The sequence below is a fragment of the Arthrobacter sp. UYCu511 genome (assembly GCF_040547105.1).
GTDB classification, from domain to species: Bacteria; Actinomycetota; Actinomycetes; order Actinomycetales; family Micrococcaceae; genus Specibacter; species Specibacter psychrochitiniphilus.
Window position 1 is genome coordinate 61,077 of sequence record NZ_JBEPPB010000006.1, and the last position, 15,606, is coordinate 76,682.

Annotated in this window: 12 protein-coding genes; 7 read left to right on the forward strand and 5 right to left on the reverse strand. The window is 62.4% G+C overall.

What is annotated here, in order from left to right; genetic code table 11:
- Nucleotides 1-14: 14 nt before the first annotated feature.
- From hrpA to ABIB48_RS10165, 3 genes are read right to left on the reverse strand one after another with little or no spacing between them, the layout of a single operon-like run.
- Nucleotides 15-4,007: an ATP-dependent RNA helicase HrpA gene (gene hrpA, locus ABIB48_RS10155; RefSeq protein ID WP_354212901.1), complete on the reverse strand. Its 3,993-nt coding sequence runs from the start codon at nt 4,005-4,007 to the stop codon at nt 15-17.
- A gap of 12 nt (nt 4,008-4,019) precedes the next feature.
- On the reverse strand, nt 4,020-4,898 hold the full coding sequence (locus ABIB48_RS10160) for a hypothetical protein (protein WP_354212902.1): 879 nt from the start codon (nt 4,896-4,898) through the stop codon (nt 4,020-4,022).
- A 48-nt stretch (nt 4,899-4,946) separates the two neighbouring features.
- Nucleotides 4,947-5,432, reverse strand: coding sequence for a MarR family winged helix-turn-helix transcriptional regulator (locus tag ABIB48_RS10165; RefSeq protein WP_110106611.1), 486 nt, complete (start codon nt 5,430-5,432; stop codon nt 4,947-4,949).
- Between the two features lie 45 nt (nt 5,433-5,477).
- Between ABIB48_RS10165 and ABIB48_RS10170 the strand changes: the two genes are divergently transcribed.
- From ABIB48_RS10170 to ABIB48_RS10180, 3 genes are all read left to right on the forward strand, one after another.
- Complete coding sequence (locus tag ABIB48_RS10170) at nt 5,478-6,434, forward strand: EamA family transporter (RefSeq protein ID WP_354212903.1); 957 nt, start codon at nt 5,478-5,480, stop codon at nt 6,432-6,434.
- Nucleotides 6,352-6,843, forward strand: coding sequence for a GNAT family N-acetyltransferase (locus ABIB48_RS10175; protein ID WP_110106613.1), 492 nt, complete (start codon nt 6,352-6,354; stop codon nt 6,841-6,843). Before ABIB48_RS10170 ends, ABIB48_RS10175 begins: the two co-directional genes overlap by 83 nt.
- 235 nt (nt 6,844-7,078) lie before the next feature.
- On the forward strand, nt 7,079-9,070 hold the full coding sequence (locus ABIB48_RS10180; RefSeq protein WP_354212904.1) for an HNH endonuclease: 1,992 nt from the start codon (nt 7,079-7,081) through the stop codon (nt 9,068-9,070).
- Nucleotides 9,071-9,083: 13 nt separating this feature from the next.
- On the opposite strand, the gene ABIB48_RS10185 is transcribed toward ABIB48_RS10180, so the two are convergent.
- The gene (locus ABIB48_RS10185) at nt 9,084-9,539 is read right to left on the reverse strand and encodes a carboxymuconolactone decarboxylase family protein (RefSeq protein WP_354212905.1); all 456 of its coding nucleotides are present in this window, start codon (nt 9,537-9,539) and stop codon (nt 9,084-9,086) included.
- Between the two features lie 137 nt (nt 9,540-9,676).
- Here ABIB48_RS10185 and ABIB48_RS10190 point away from each other — a divergent pair, with 137 nt between their 5' ends.
- The 4 genes from ABIB48_RS10190 (at nt 9,677) to ABIB48_RS10205 (ending at nt 14,048) form a co-directional block, all read left to right on the forward strand.
- A complete protein-coding gene (locus ABIB48_RS10190) occupies nt 9,677-10,960 on the forward strand; it encodes an MFS transporter (protein ID WP_170120968.1) in 1,284 nt (427 codons plus the stop codon).
- A 74-nt stretch (nt 10,961-11,034) separates the two neighbouring features.
- The gene (locus tag ABIB48_RS10195; protein WP_110106616.1) at nt 11,035-12,816 is read left to right on the forward strand and encodes a sulfatase; all 1,782 of its coding nucleotides are present in this window, start codon (nt 11,035-11,037) and stop codon (nt 12,814-12,816) included.
- A gap of 140 nt (nt 12,817-12,956) precedes the next feature.
- Nucleotides 12,957-13,745, forward strand: a complete 789-nt coding sequence (locus tag ABIB48_RS10200; RefSeq protein ID WP_354212906.1) for a glycosyltransferase — start codon at nt 12,957-12,959, stop codon at nt 13,743-13,745.
- Nucleotides 13,746-14,048, forward strand: a complete 303-nt coding sequence (locus ABIB48_RS10205) for a glycosyltransferase (protein ID WP_281268048.1) — start codon at nt 13,746-13,748, stop codon at nt 14,046-14,048. It abuts the gene before it with no gap.
- Nucleotides 14,049-14,061: 13 nt separating this feature from the next.
- Here ABIB48_RS10205 and ABIB48_RS10210 read toward each other — a convergent pair whose 3' ends face one another.
- Nucleotides 14,062-15,441, reverse strand: a complete 1,380-nt coding sequence (locus tag ABIB48_RS10210) for a GH1 family beta-glucosidase (RefSeq protein ID WP_354212907.1) — start codon at nt 15,439-15,441, stop codon at nt 14,062-14,064.
- Nucleotides 15,442-15,606: the final 165 nt, after the last annotated feature.

Sequence of the window (15,606 nt, forward strand, 5' to 3'; positions counted from 1 at the left end):
CGGGTGGTGCCGGCCTAGGCCATAGCCTTGGCCAGCGCCACCCGAACCCGCTTTTCCGACACCGAATATGCGGTCCCCAGTTCAACCGCGAACAGGCTGACCCGCAACTCCTCGATCATCCAGCGCACATGTTCGAGCCCCGCTGTGGAGCGCTGCCCGGGCAGCAAAGCCGCCATGGCGTCGTCGTACTCATCTTCCAAACGCTGCACAGCCGCCATTGACTGCCCATCCCGGAACACATTGCTGGGCAACTTTTCCAACCGCTTCTCAATCGCGGAGAGGTAGCGCGGCAGCGCGCTGAGCTGGGCAAAGCCTGTTTTGGCCACGAAGCCCGGATAAACCAACAGTTCCAGTTGCTGCCTCACATCGTTGCAAGCGCTGATGAGCGGCAGGCTGGTGCTTGCCTGCAGTGCCTTCTGAATCCGGACCTTGGAAGCCAGGACACGTTCGACGACGGCCGTTACGGAAAACACCGAATCGACAAGTTCTGCGCGCACCACCTCATACAACGCGTCGAAATCCTTTTGGTTCCACGGCAGTGCTGCGGGGGTTAATTTATCGATCGTGGCCAGTGTGCAATCGGCAATCAGCTCCGTGACGGAACCGTGCGGGTTCTGGCTGAAGGTGAGCTTTTCGGTGTTGTTCAAGTGGTCCAGTACGTACCTGTCCGGGGACGGAATCCGCAACGCGAGCAAACGGATCACACCGCCGCGCATGGCCTTTTCCGCCACATCCTGGCGTTGGAACACCCGGACGCCAGCCGTGGCACCCTCATCCACCAGCGCTGGGTAGCCCGTCACGGTGTGACCTGCCACCAGGCGCTTGATCTCATGCGGGAGTACGCCCACGTCCCAGACCGTGATTCCCGAGCGTTCGGCAATGCCGGAAGAGCCTGTGGCTGACGGATTCTCTGAAGGCCCTTTCTGCGCCCCGCCCTGCGGCACTGACTGCGGACCGCTTGACTTGACCGAAACCTTGGCTGCCCGTGCCGGTGTGACAGTCTTTGGCGTGGCCCCCAGCGATTCGGCAATGGCGCGGCGGGTGGCGCCGGCCAGTTTCGCCTGAAGCCCGGACAGATCCTGATCTTCCTCCAGAATGCGGCCGTTTTTATCCACCACGGAGAACGTCATGCGCAGGTGGGAGGGCACTGCGTCCCAGTTCCATGATTGCGGCGGGATGACGTGGCCCTTGATCCGGCGCAATGCCAGCTCCAATGAGGCCTCCAGCGATTCTGTTCCGGGGTCAAAATCGGCTGCCAACGCTGCCGCAGCCTGCCGCCCCACATCCGGGGCCGGAATGAAGTTCTTCCTGATGGCCTTGGGCAGTGACTTGATCAACGCGGCCACCAGCTCCGCCCGCAGGCCAGGAATCTGCCAGCGGAATTGGGCTTCCTGCAACTGATTCAGGAACAACAGCGGCACCTGCACGGTCACGCCGTCGGACGGGTTGGGTGCGGCACCGGGCGCGGTGGGGTGGAATTCGTAGGAGAGCGGCAGCTCAAATTCGCCCAGCACCCACGTCTTGGGGAAGGCGGCCGGATCCAGATCGGGTTCCTCCGCCATGACCACGTGCGCATCGAAATCGAGCAGAGCGGCATTTTGGTGCCGGGCATCCTTCCACCATTTATCGAAGTGCCGCTCGGAGACCACCTCCGGGCCCACACGCTCGTCGTAGAACTCGAAGAGTGTCTCGTCATCCACACGCAGATCACGGCGGCGCATGCGGGTTTCCAATTCCTCAACCTCGGCCAGGACAGCCTGGTTGCGGTGGAAGAACTTATGGTTGGTATGCCAATCACCCTCCACCAGGGCATGGCGAATGAACAGCTCGCGGCTCAGTTCCGGATCAATGCGCCCGTAGTGGATACGCCGGTCAGGCACAATGGGAACCCCGTAGAGGGTGACCTTCTCATGGGCCATGACCGAGCCCATTTTCTTGGACCAGTGCGGCTCACTATAGCTGCGCTTGACCAAATCCGGGGCCACTTGTTCGGCCCACAAAGGATCGAACTTGGCGGCCGTGCGTGCCCACAGCCGGGACGTCTCCACCAGTTCGGCGGCCATGACCCAGTCAGGGGACTTCTTGAACAGGGCCGAGCCCGGGAACACCATGAACTTGCTACCACGGGCGCCGGCGTATTCACGTTTGCGTTGGTCGTAGAGGCCAATGTGACTGAGCAGTCCGGTCAGCAGCGACATGTGGATGGCGTCATGATTGGCTACCGGGTCAATGTCCTTGCCGGAGACCTTAATATCCAACGACTTGCCCATTTGCTTGAGCTGGGCGAACAAATCCTGCCACTCGCGCACGCGCAGGTAATTGATGAATTCGGCCTTGCACAGGCGCCGGAATGCGCTGGAGGACAGCTCCGCCTGCTTGTCCTTGATGTAGCGCCACAGGTTCAAAAAGCCTGTGAAGTCCGAGTTCTCGTCAACAAAGCGCTTGTGCTTTTCCGTGGCAATTTGGGCTTTGTCAGTGGGGCGTTCACGCGGGTCCTGAATAGTGAGTGCCGCGGCGAGCACCATCACCTCGGCGGCAACACCGCGTTTGGCGGCCTCCACAATCATGCGTCCCAGCCGCGGGTCTACCGGCAGTTGGGAGAGTTGGCGTCCCACACCGGTGATGGCACCGGCGGCGGTCACAGCGCCGAGCTCGCGCAACAAGGTCACGCCGTCGGTGATGGCACGGGAGTCCGGCGGCTGCACGAACGGGAACTTTTCCACGTCCTTGGGACCCTTGGCCACGCCCATGGCCGTCATCTGCAAAATGACGGCGGCTAAGTTGGTGCGCAGGATTTCCGGATCGGTGAACTCGCTGCGGGCGGTGAAGTCCTCCTCCGAGTACAGGCGAATGCAAATACCGTCAGAGACACGCCCACAACGTCCCGAGCGCTGATTAGCCGAGGCCTGGGAGACCCGTTCAATGGGTAGGCGCTGGACTTTAGTCCGGTGCGAGTAGCGGGAGATCCGGGCCGTGCCGGGATCAATGACGTACTTGATGCCCGGCACTGTCAGGGAGGTCTCGGCAACGTTGGTGGCCAGCACAATGCGCGGGCGGTTACCGGGGGAGAACACGGCGTGCTGCTCTGCCAGCGACAACCGGGCATAGAGAGGCAAAATCTGCACATTGCGCAGACGAGGATTCGTTTTAACCCTGCCAGCCAGGGCATCGGCGGCGTCACGGATTTCACGCTCCCCGGAGAAGAAAATCAGGATGTCCCCGGGTGCTTCCTTGGAGAGTTCATCCACGGCGTCACACACGGCGTCCAGGGGATCCCGATCCTCCTCGTCGTTGCCGCCGTCGCGTTGCCGGTCACCCAAGCGATCCCTTGCCGAGCGGTCGGCACCCACGCCTAGTTCGTCGTCGTCCTCATCATCCTCAGAGGCTCCATTTGCGGGGCCAGAGAGTGGGCGGTAGCGGATGTCCACGGGGAAGGTGCGGCCGGAAACCTCCACGATGGGGGCCGGGCCCTCGGGGGAGGCGAAGTGCGTGGCGAAGCGCTCGGGGTCAATGGTGGCTGAGGTGATGATGACCTTCAAATCCGGGCGCTGGGGCAGGATTTGCCGCAGGTAGCCGAGGATGAAGTCGATGTTCAAGGAGCGTTCGTGGGCCTCGTCAATGATGATGACGGAGTATTTGCGCAGGAGCCTATCGCGCTGAATTTCCGCCAGCAGGATGCCGTCGGTCATGAGTTTGATCTTGGTGGCCGGGCCCACATGACCGGTGAAGCGGACCTGGAAACCCACCTCTTGGCCAATTTCCACGCCGAGTTCGCTGGCGATGCGTTCGGCCACGGTGCGTGCGGCGAGGCGGCGCGGCTGGGTGTGCCCAATGAGGCCCTTCTCGGCCAGCCCCAATTCCACGCACATCTTGGGGATCTGGGTGGTCTTTCCCGAACCGGTTTCGCCGGCGATGATGGTGACCTGGTTGGCTGCAATCGCGGCCATGATGTCCTCGCGGCGCTCAGAGACCGGCAGCGCGGGAGGATAAGTAATAGTCAAAGTCATGGTGCCACCAGTTTATGCCGTTATTGGTACCGGAGCCCCTTTGCGCACTGTGGCGCGGATACTGAGGGTTCCTTTGGCAGCCAGCACCAGAAGTACGACGCCGGATACTGCCACCGCCGCCCCGCCGGCAACACACGCCTGGCCCAAGTACGGGACGGGCTGCGCGGTCGCCTTGAGCAGCGCGCTCGCCTCAAGCAGCGCCAACCCGGTCATGATGGCCGTGCTGCCGAGCCCCGCCAACAGCACGCCGCTGGTGAACTGTAGGAGGTTCCCGGCAGTGCTCCGCCGCCATGAGCGGTCAAGGGATGCCATGCGGGGATCGGGGAGGGAAAGTGTGGTCATGATCCGGTGCAGGGCCAGTGCTGACGCGCCGCTGAACAGGACCGCCACTGCAGCCAGCGGGACGCCGTCGAGGTGTATTGCAACAAAGGCAGGGGCCAAAGCAGTAGCTGCCACAAAAGCAAGGAAGGCCAGCAACGCAGCGCCCGGGAGGATGAAGGAGCGGGCTGGCACAAGGGGCATGGATTCCTGGGCCGAGGCGGGCTGTTGCTTGGCGGGCTGTTGCTTGGCTGGCAAGGCCGAATAGAGCAGTAGCCCGCCACTGGCCGCGAGTCCTGTTGTCAATGCAGTTGCTATGCCCGCATTGGCTACCAACCCAATAGAGACCCTCAACAGGGCCGCAAACATGACCGCTGCGAATATGAGTCCGCCTACCATGCGCATTTGCGCCCCCAGCATGGCCTTGTCCTCTTCGCCCTGGCTGGGGGCAGACGGGGTGCGCCCGGGAGCGAGGGCCCTGGGTGCCTTCTTCTTCGTAATCCATGAGGCGGTTGCCGTAATGCCCCACGCCACGGCGGCCAGAACGGCGAGCAGAGCAATCAACTTGGTCATGGGGAAAGTCTTCCATGAATCAAGGGGCCCGTTGGTCCACGGAAACGGTCAGCTTGCTGCGTCGGTGATCTTCTCCAGCAGTTTCGCCAACAGGGCCTGTTCATCCTTGGAAAGCGTGCCGGTGATGGAACGCTCCGTGGCCAGGTGGGTTGGCAGAGCGGCCTCCACCAGATTCCTGCCGGCCGGCGTCAGCGAGACCAAGGTGCCCCGTCCGTCGTCGGGGTTGGCAGTGCGTGAAACCAGGCCCCGCGCCTCAAGTTTGTTCAGGCGCTGGGCCACGGCACTGGTGGAAATCATGGCATCGCGGGCCAGGACGGCCGGTGTAAGGCTGTGGGGGAGGCCGCTGCGCAAGAGGGTTGCGAGCACGTCGAAGGTGGGAGAATCCAGTCCCTGCGCCGCGAAATTCGCGGCGATGCGGGCCTCCACGGCCGATGCGGCACGGCTGAGTCGGCCAATGACGGCCATGGGCGAGACATCCAGCTGTGGCTTTTCGGTGTGCCACTGGGCAAGGATGCGCTCTACTTGGCTTGTCATGGAACCATAGTAGCAATTTGCTAAGCACTTAGTTATATTAACTAAGTGCTTAGCAAAAAACTTATTCTCGTCACTGCCGTTGCTCCCGCCCTGTGGGGGACTACCTATCTCACTACAACCTTGTTTCTGCCGGAGGGGAGGCCGCTGCTGGCTGCCGTGCTACGTGCCGTGCCGGCGGGGATTGTGCTGTTGGCCCTTGCCCGACAATTACCGCGGGGGTCCTGGTGGTGGAAGTCGTGGATTCTTGGAGTGCTGAACATTGGGCTCTTCTTTGCCCTGCTATTTGTGGCGGCATACCGGCTGTCCGGGGGAGTCGCCGCCATCGTGGGTGGAGCTCAGCCACTGCTTGTTGCGCTGCTGGCGAGCTGGCTGTTGCGCGAGAAGTTGACCCTGCAGCGGCTGCTGGCTGGCTGGGCGGGCGTTTTCGGGGTGGCTTTGATTGTGCTGGCGTCCCAATCGCGGCTGGATGCGCTGGGTCTCGCGGCTGCTGCAGGCGGCACCATATCCATGGCGACTGGCACGGTCCTGGCCAAGAAATGGGGCCAGCCTGCATCCAGGACGGGGCAGGCCGTGCCGCAACTGGCCACCACCGCATGGCAGCTGCTGGCCGGCGGGGCCACTCTGGCTGTTCTGCTCCTGGCGTTTGAGGGCCTGCCATCAGAACCGCTGACTGGGCGCAACGTGGCAGGTTACCTCTATTTGTCTCTCGTGGGGACGGCGTTGGCCTATTGGTGCTGGTTTCGAGGCCTGGCCGGGCTTCCTGCTGGCGCGGCGGCTTTCCTGGGCTTGCTCAGCCCCGTGGTTGCCATTGTGGTGGGGTGGGCCGTCGCTGGCGAGAAACTGGGCCCGTGGCAGTTGGTGGGTATCCTCGTGGTGTTGGCATCAGTTGTTGCCGGCGTGAGAATGAAGGGATCCGATCATGACCTTGGCAAATTTCGAGCTCGCAGACAGGACTTTCCTGTTGCGGCGGGCAGTGGAGTCCGACGTCGGGCCCCTCGTTGAGCTGTTGGCCAACGACCAGCTGCGTGCCGATGTGGATTCCGCGGACCCTGCACGTCAGCTCGGCTACCTGGATGCCTTTGCGGCGATCGATGCCGATCCTGCCCACTTGCTGTGTGTGGTTGAGGATGACTCGGGGGAGGCGGTGGCCACCATGCAACTGTCCTGCATACCGGGGCTGGCCCGCGGCGGATCCTTGCGGATGCAGATAGAGGCGGTTCGTGTCTCGGAGGGTTTGCGGGGTGCTGGGCTGGGATCGGCCATGATGGGCTGGGCTGTTGAAGAAGCCCGCCGGCGCGGTGCTGCCTTGGTGCAGCTCACCAGCGACAACTCGCGCACGGATGCCCACCGCTTCTATGAGCGGCTGGGCTTTGTGCAGTCACATGCAGGGTTCAAACTGCTGCTGCGGTGAGAGGTGCTGTGGTGTACTGTGCAGTGCGGTTTCCGCTCCCAGCTCCGCTCTTGATTCCTCCACAGTGGGGTCTGCGGTGGCGCCTGTCCACGAGGGGGAATTCACTGCTTTGAATGTCAGTGCCATGCCCTAGTCTGGAAGTACGAATTGGTTAGGGGTTACCCGTACAGAGATTCTTTCATTCGCCAGATGTACCGGCTTCAGCCGGAACGGGAGTTTCAGGCAGGTGAGCGGCATGGCAGTACCGGAGTGGTTCGACGAACGCGGCGGCATGGGCCGGTTCCGTGCAAGCGACCCGGCGCAGCTAGGCTCTGTCGCCGCCCCTGCCGCAGGCACTGTCGCCGCCCCTGCTGCTGGCCCCGGCGCGGCACCTACTAACGCCACTGAACTCAGCCCCGGTGCCGGCCCCGGCGCGGCACCTACTAACGCCCCTGAATCCAGCCGCGGAGCCATCGGGCTTGTGCATTGGGGAATGGATACGCTCCAGCGCTGTGGTGAATTTTTTGATCCTGTGGTTTTGGCTAATTTGGATGCCGCGCTGGCCCACGAACTGGCCAACCGTGCCAGCAGTAGGGCAGCTGACGCCGCACAGGAGCTGGAATTGGCCATTTGTGAGTCCCGCCCGGCCCAAGCTTTGGCACACTTTGCCCAGCAGCAGTCTTCCTCCAAGGCAACAGCAGCCAAGGCTCAGGGACGCGCTGCCGAAGCCACCGTGGTGATCACCTCCCTAGGCGGCGCGGCCACTGATCTCGGCTTTGACCCCGCAATCGTTGACGGTGTTTCAAGCGCATCGCTTGTGGACGCCATTTCCGTTTTGGAGGAAGCCAAAAATGCCTTGTCGGCTGTGCAAGCTCAGGCCCAAGCGCTTTTCGTTGCCGGACAACGGCTGGAACAGGCTAGGTCCGGGGTGCCCCAGGAAAGGTTGGGCCGGGGCATCATCCAACAGGTGGCGTTGGCCCGGCATGAATCACCGCACCGCGGACGGCAGCTGGCTGAGCTCTCAGAAGTCCTTGTCCGGGAGATGCCCCACACCATGAACGCACTGGTTCAAGGGAATATCAATGAGTACCGTGCCACCATCGTGGCGCGCGAGACGGCGTTTCTGTCCTTCGAAGACCGCGCGAAGGTGGACCAAATGATCTGTGGCGACGCGGACGCAGTTGCACTTCTCGGTACGCGGGAGCTTGCAGCCTCCAGTCGCAAGGCAGCCTATGGGCTGGACCCGCAGGCGTTTCTCAAGCGCCACGAGAAAGCGGTGGGAGACCGCTACGTCTCGCTCCGTCCTGCTCCCGACGGCATGACATTTTTGACCGCACTGATCCCGTTGAAGCAAGGGATTCGTATCCTGACCACCCTCACCAAGGTTGCAGATAGCGCCAAAGCTTCCGGAAACGAACGAAGTAAGGGCCAGATCATGGCAGACGCTTTGATGCACCGGCTCATTCAGCACGCACCCTGCGACGAAGGCGCAGGAACGTTGAGCGACCACCGCGGAGTGCCCGAAGAAGGAGCGCCAACGGAGGGCGCGTCAACAGTTGGTGTGCCGTCCCAAGCTGTGGCCGCTGAGGGCACAACAGCCGCCGGGGTTTCCGGGGCCGGCCACGCGGCTGGCACGTCGTGGACAACAGGTTCCCAGCCCTCTGCAGGCGGCGGCTCCATGTGCACCACCGTCAGTGAGCCGGACATCGCGTTGGAACTGGTCATGACGGACAGGGCGCTGTTCGAGGGGGCCAATGATCCGGCCGTTCTGGTGGGCTACGATCCCATCCCTGCGCCCCTGGCGCGCAGCATGGTTCTAGGTGATGGGGGCGGATTCTCTCCGCAGGTGTGGTTAAAACGGCTTTTCACGCATCCGAAGAGCAATGCGCTCATGGCCATGGACTCACGATCCCGGCTCTTCCCGGAAGGCATGAAGGAGTTCATCAGGCTCCAAGACCAGCGCTGCCAAACACCATACTGCGATGCGCCCATCCGCCAGTACGACCACTTCAAGGCTTACGCCGCAGGTGGGCTAACCACCATTGAGAATGGGAAGGGGCTCTGTGTCGATTGCAATCAGCAAAAGGAAGCACCCGGCTGGTCGTTTGAGCGGGGAGCCGGACCAGAACATGGCCTGCCCACCACAGAAATACGCACACCCACAGGCCACCGTTATGTCTCCACGGCACCTCCGCTGCCGGGAGGCACCCAGGGAAAGCCTTCACGACGGTCGAACGGGAAGTGGTGATGGGGCCACCTGCTCAGGCGGGCAGTGTTGGCAGGGCCTGGTGGGTTGCAACTGCCAAACGGTTCCAGACGTTGATGGCGGAGATTGCCATGAGCAGCATTGGCATCTCCTGGCCCGGAAACTGTTGAGTAGCGGCTGCCCAGACGTCGTCGGACACACCGCCCTCGCTAATCAGGGTGACGGCTTCCGTCAACGCAATGGCCGCCTGTTCGCGCTCGCTGAACAATGACTTGGCTTCCCGCCAGCCAGCCAGCACATCCAGGCGGCGGTTGTCCACGCCAGCCTCTCGGGCTTCCCTCCCATGCATGTCGAGGCAGTAGGCGCAGCCATTGATTTGCGATGCACGGATTTTCACCAGTCCCAGGAGGTCCTCACCCAGGGAGCCACGGTGGATGTACTTTTCCATGGCGTACATGGACTTGTAGGCTTCGGGGTCGATTTCGACGATGTTCAGGCGCTCGGTGGTCATGGTGGCCGCTTCCTTCATGTGAAAGGTTTCTCAAGGGACATTTTCAGCCAACTCCTTACAGCCGGACTACGCAAGGGCCGGGGCCGCGGTCTACCCGACCATTGACGTTGTGATGCATGCCACGCATAATTCAAGACATGGCCACCTTAGACCCGGCCAATGCCAGCGTGGGGATGGCGGCAGCTGATCCCGCAGCCGCATTGGCCCAGCTTCCTGAGCATCCCCAGCCCCCACCGGTCAGCCGGTCGTGGCTGTGGTATTTCTCGCTCGCTTGGTTCGGCTTTTGGCTGCTGGTCATGTTGCCGGGCCAGTTCATGGTGGCCAAGATCAGCGCTATGGTTGCCCCAGAAGACAAAGTCAGTGTCACCTCGTTCTTGATTGCCGAAACGGCCATTGTGATCCTGTTGTCAGTGCCTGTCATTGGCGTGCTGTGCGACAGGAGCAACTTCCGGTTTGGCCGCCGTCGTACTTGGGCACTTATGGGCTTTGCCGTGGCTGCGGTGCCATTCTCCATCATCGGGCTGCAGAGCAACTGGGCAGTGATTGCCATATTGGTGGCCATTGTGGCGCTAGGTGAGGCAGCCGTCCTCGTGGCACTTTCGGCCATGATCGCCGACCAAGTTCCCACTAACCAACGTGGCCGTGCCTCTGCCGCCATGGGCGTGCCGCAAGTGCTGGCCCTAGCCATCGGCATGGTCCTGGTGACAATGCTGGTCACATCGGTGCCCGGCAGTTGGGCGCTCATTGGAGTGCTGGGACTGCTGTGTGCTCTGCCGTTCCTGCTGCGCTTCACCGAGCCGCCCGTCCCGGAGATTCCAGCAAGCCGGGCCACCTTACGCCATGCCATCACGCTGCCGCGGCCCAAAGCCTACCCCGGGTACTACTGGGCCATGACCTCGCGGGTGATGATCCATTCCGGAAACCTGGTGGGCACTACCTATCTGCTGTTTTTCCTCTCCGACGTCCTTGAGGTCAAGAGTCCCGATGATTCCCTCTTGGTCCTGATCTTGATCTACCTGGTGGCGTGCGGCTTCACGAGCTGGCTGGGCGGGGTGCTCTCCGACAAGTGGGGCAAGCGCCGGGTCTTCATAGGCATGGCGGCCGGGTTACAAGGCGCGGCAGCTTTGTTACTGGCCGTCCTGCCCACCTGGGAGGCCTCGATGGTGGCTGCCGTGCTGCTGGGATTGGGCTTTGGCATGTTCCTCTCCGTAGACCAGGCGCTCGTGACGGACCTGCTGCCCAACGCCGCGACCCGCGGAAGGGACCTTGGCCTGATCAACACCGCCCAACACATCCCGATCGCCCCCATCGTGGGTTGGCTGGTGCTCAGCTTTGCCGGCTACCGCAGCCTGTACGTGGTGGCCGCGCTCATCATGATTGCTGGCGGAATTGCCGTATACCGCATACGGAACGTGCGCTAGCCACACGTCCGCCGGTTTGCCCACCACATGCCCGCACCCGAACGCCGTCGTACTTTAGAAGGAGAATGCCACCCATGAAAGCCATTGTGATCCTGTTTGACACGCTCAACCGGAAATTTCTGCCGCCGTATGGCAACGACTGGGTGAAGGCGCCAAACTTCGATCGGCTTGCCGGGCGCACCGCCACCTTTGACAACTGTTACGGCGGGAGCATGCCGTGCATGCCGGCGCGGCGGGAGCTGCACACCGGCCGGCACAATTTCCTGCACCGCGGCTGGGGACCGTTGGAGCCCTTTGACGACTCGGTGCCGGAAATGCTCAAGCAGGCGGGCGTGTATACGCACCTGGCCACGGACCACCAGCATTACTGGCTCGACGGCGGTGCTACCTACCACCCGCGGTTCAACACCTTCGAACTCATCCGGGGCCAGGAAGGCGATGAATGGAAGGGACAGGTGGCGGATCCGGACATGGCCGGTGTGCTGCCGTATTCCAGCAACCAGGCGCTGCGCCGGCAAGACCACATCAACCGCGGGTACATGGAGGAGGAGAAGGACCACCCACAGACGGGAACCTTCGACGCCGGGCTGCACTTCATCGAGAGCAACCATGGTGAAGACAACTGGATGGTGCAGATTGAGACGTTCGATCCGCATGAACCATTCTTCAGCTACGAACAATACAAACAGCTGTACCCCCATGACTACGACGGGCCGGAGTTTGACTGGCCTGACTACAAACAGGTCACGGAGTCGCCCCAGGAGCTTGAGCACCTCCGCTACGAGTACGCGGCTCTGCTGTCCATGTGCGATGCCTCCTTGGGCCGGGTCCTGGACGCCATGGATGAACATGACCTTTGGGAGGACACCATGCTGATCGTCTGCACGGACCACGGGCTGCTGCTAGGGGAGCACGACTGGCTCGGCAAGAACGCCCCACCCTTCTATGACGAGAGCATCCATACGCCGCTGTTCATCTGGGACCCTCGCACCGGAGTCAGGGGCCAGCGGCGCGAATCCCTGGTCCAGACCATCGACCTGGGCCCAACACTGCTGGACTTCTTCGGCGTGGCACGGACCGCAGATATGCAAGGCCGTTCGCTGCAGGACACGGTGTCCCATGACGAGCCCGTGCGGGAGGCCGGTCTCTTCGGTATCCATGGCGGGCATGTCAACGTCACCGACGGGCGGTACGTATATATGCGTGCCTGCGCTCAACCCGGCAACCAGCCACTGGTGGACTACACGTTGATGCCCACCAGCATGCGCGGGCGGTTCTCCACGGAGGTCATGAGCCAGGCCGAGCTGGTGCCGCCGCTGCCGTTCACCAAGGACATGCCCGTGCTGCGCGTCCCCGCCTATAGTTACACGGACCCGCACAGTTTCGGCACTCTGCTCTTTGACCTCAAGAACGATCTGGACCAGCAGAACCCGCTGCAGGACGATGCGCTGGAGTTGAAAATGGCGAGCCTGCTGGTGGATTTGATGCGCAGCAACGCGGCCCCGCCAGAGCAGTTTGTTCGGCTAGGGCTGCCCGAACATGGACCGGTGGGCAGTGAGCACCTGCTGGTCGCTGCCCAGTGGGAGCAGGTGCTCTCCTCCCGCAGCGGGCCGGTCAATGCGCAGGAATTTTTCGACGGCGAGCTGAGTGTGAACCTGCCGCTTCGAGATTTACTGGCCAGTCCGGCGGCGCTCGCCGTACTGCGGATGCGGCTGGGTGCCCTCGTGGATAGCCCCCTACCCGAGGAGGCCATGGGCATGACGCTGGTGGAGATCACGAACCTTGCCTTCGGCATCATCCCGCACGAAGCCCTGCGTGGGATCGATCAGGACTTTCAGGTGCTTTCGCGTCGCTAGCAAGCCCTTGTGGTGGGTCCTTGCGGCATCACAGGTTGTAGGATATTTCCGCAGCACTGCTGCCTTCCGGAACCTTCACGCTGCTCGTGGCCTGGGTGGACCAGCTGCTTATCCTCAGCCCCGCCCACCAAGGGAAACCCATGTCTGCCATTCTGATTTGCAGTACTCCTGTCCATGGCCACGTCACGCCGCTGCTTGCGGTGGCAGAACATCTTGTCTCCGCGGGACACCGCGTGCGTTTCCTGACAGGAGCCAAATACCGCTGTGCGGTCGAAGAAACGGGAGCCACTCATCTGGCCCTGCCCGCTGGGGCCGATTATGACGATAGCGACATGGATGTCGCCTTCCCCGGCCGAGTGGGTAAATCTGGTGTGGCAGGGATTCGCTGGGACATTAGCAACATCTTCTTCAAGCCGGCTAAGGAACAATTCCACGCACTGGAAGCGGCGCTTGCGCAGGAAATTACAGACGCGATCCTGACCGAAGGGATGTTTGTCGGAACAGGAGCACTGCTGGCGCGGCCACGAAACTTGCGTCCCGCCGTCGTGCATTTGGGAATTATCCCACTGGGGCTAGGTAGCGTAGACACGGCCCCCTATGGGCTTTGTCTGCTGCCCAAGCCAGGGCTGGCCGGCCGGGCCCGCAACGCGATGCTGGGATTCGCCACGAAGAAGCTGCTCTTCGGCTCGTTGCAAAAGGAACTGGACGCCATCCTGCTGTCCCTGACGGGGAAGAAATTCACCATATTCTTCATGGACGGTGCGGCGCAAGCGGATGCCATTGTGCAGGCACTAGCTGGCGAGGATGTCTTGGTGGTTGTCAGTACGGGCGGGCGTGATATTGCCACGTTGGAGGCGCCGCTGCCAGCGAACGTCCGCGTCGCCGCGTACCTGCCGCACGATTTGCTGCTGCCGCTCACCAGCGTGTAAGTGAGCAATGGTGGGTATGGTGGCGTGCACTTCGCACTCAAGCATGGGGTGCCGCTCGTGGTGGCCGGCACCACCGAGGACAAGCCCGAGGTCAACGCCCGCGTGGAATTCACCGGCGCCGGCATCAACCTGCGTAGCAACCAGCCCAAGCCCGACACCGTAGCGAAGGCCGTGCGCACGGTGCTGGCTGATCCTTCCTATGCCTTAGCGAGCGCTCGAATCAGCGCAGAAATTACTGCCGCGACCGGGTTCGCTGGCTTGGAGGACGTACTGCAGGGGCTCATCGGCGCGCACACCCCGTAGGCGCTCGCTGCTGTTACCCTTCGGTGCTCTTGCTGGCCTTGATCAGCGCCTGGTACCAGTAGTAGGAATCCTTCGGCGTGCGCTTTTGGGTTTCATAATCAATGTGGACCAGGCCAAAGCGTTGGGAGTAGCCCACGGCCCACTCGAAGTTGTCCATGAGTGACCAATGGAAATAACCGCGCACGTCCACGCCGGCATCCATGGCTGCCTTGAGCGCGCGCAGGTGGGAATCGGTGTAATCGATGCGGCGTTGGTCCGCCACACGTCCGGTGGCGTCCGGGTCGTCATTGATGGCGGCACCGTTTTCCGTGATGTAGATGGGCGGCAGGGCATCGCCGTAGCGTTCTTTAAAGTTCAGCAGCAGGTCGGTGAACGCCTCCGGGACCACGGGCCAGTCGAAGTCGGTGCGCGGGTAGCCTTCAATCTCCCGCAGGGAGAACGGCAGGGAGGAATCGAGCTCATGTCCGTCAATAAGCGCCGCCTCGCCCGCAGTTGGCGCGCCAACCAGGGTGGGGTTGTAGGAGTTGATGCCGTACCAGTCGATGGGGGAGGAGATGATCTCCAGATCACCGTCGGGAATGGGCGGCAGATACGGTGCCAGTTCCTCGGGGTAGGAACCCTTGAGGATGGGGTCGGCAAAGATCCAGTTAGCAATGTTGTCATACAGCCCGGCCGCCTGGAGGTCCTCTTCAGCCTCGCTGGCGGGCCAGGTGAGTGCGTGGTTGTTCGCGATGCCAATGTTGGAGGCCCCTGCCGCACGTAGCGCCTGGACCCCAAGGCCGTGAGCCAGCAGCAGGTGGTGGGCTGCGGGTAGGGCGTCGAAACCGAGCGCCAGCCCGGGAGCTTGGATGCCGGCGCCGTAGCCGAGCATGGTCAGCACGACAGGTTCGTTGATGGTGATCCAGCGCGGAATACGGTCCGCAAAATGCTCGCCAACAATCTGCGCGTAGTCGGCAAATCGCTCCGCAGTGTCCCTGTTGAGCCAGCCGCCTGCCTGTTCCAGCTCCAGCGGAGTGTCCCAGTGGAACAAGGTGGGGCTGGGGGTGATGCCCGCCTCGAGCAGGCCTTCCACGAGTTTGTCGTAGAAGCCAAGTCCGGCAGCGTTCACCGCACCTTGGCCACCGGGCTGGATGCGCGACCACGAGAAGCTGAAGCGGTAGGCGTCCACGCCCAGTTCCTTCATGAGCGCGATGTCTTCGGGGTAGCGGTGGTAGTGGTCGCAGGCAACCTCGCCGGTATCGCCATTGATGACGCGGCCAGGCTGGGCCACGAAAGCGTCCCAGCTTGAGGGGCCGCGGCCGTCATCGTTGACGGCACCTTCAATTTGGTAGGAAGCGGTGGAAACCCCCCACGTAAAGTCACGCGGGAAGGTGGGGAAGGCGGGCTTGTCCATGGAGACCTCTCATTGGTGGCTTGGCCTGAGCCTTTCGAATGCCCGCAGGGAAGTCAAGGTTTTGCAGCTATGAGCGCGTATGAGACGGACCGGTTGCGTAGCTGGAACGTAGGCGATTCGCTGCAGGCCAGTGTGGAGGGGGAGCCGTGAACCTGCGAGCCCGAT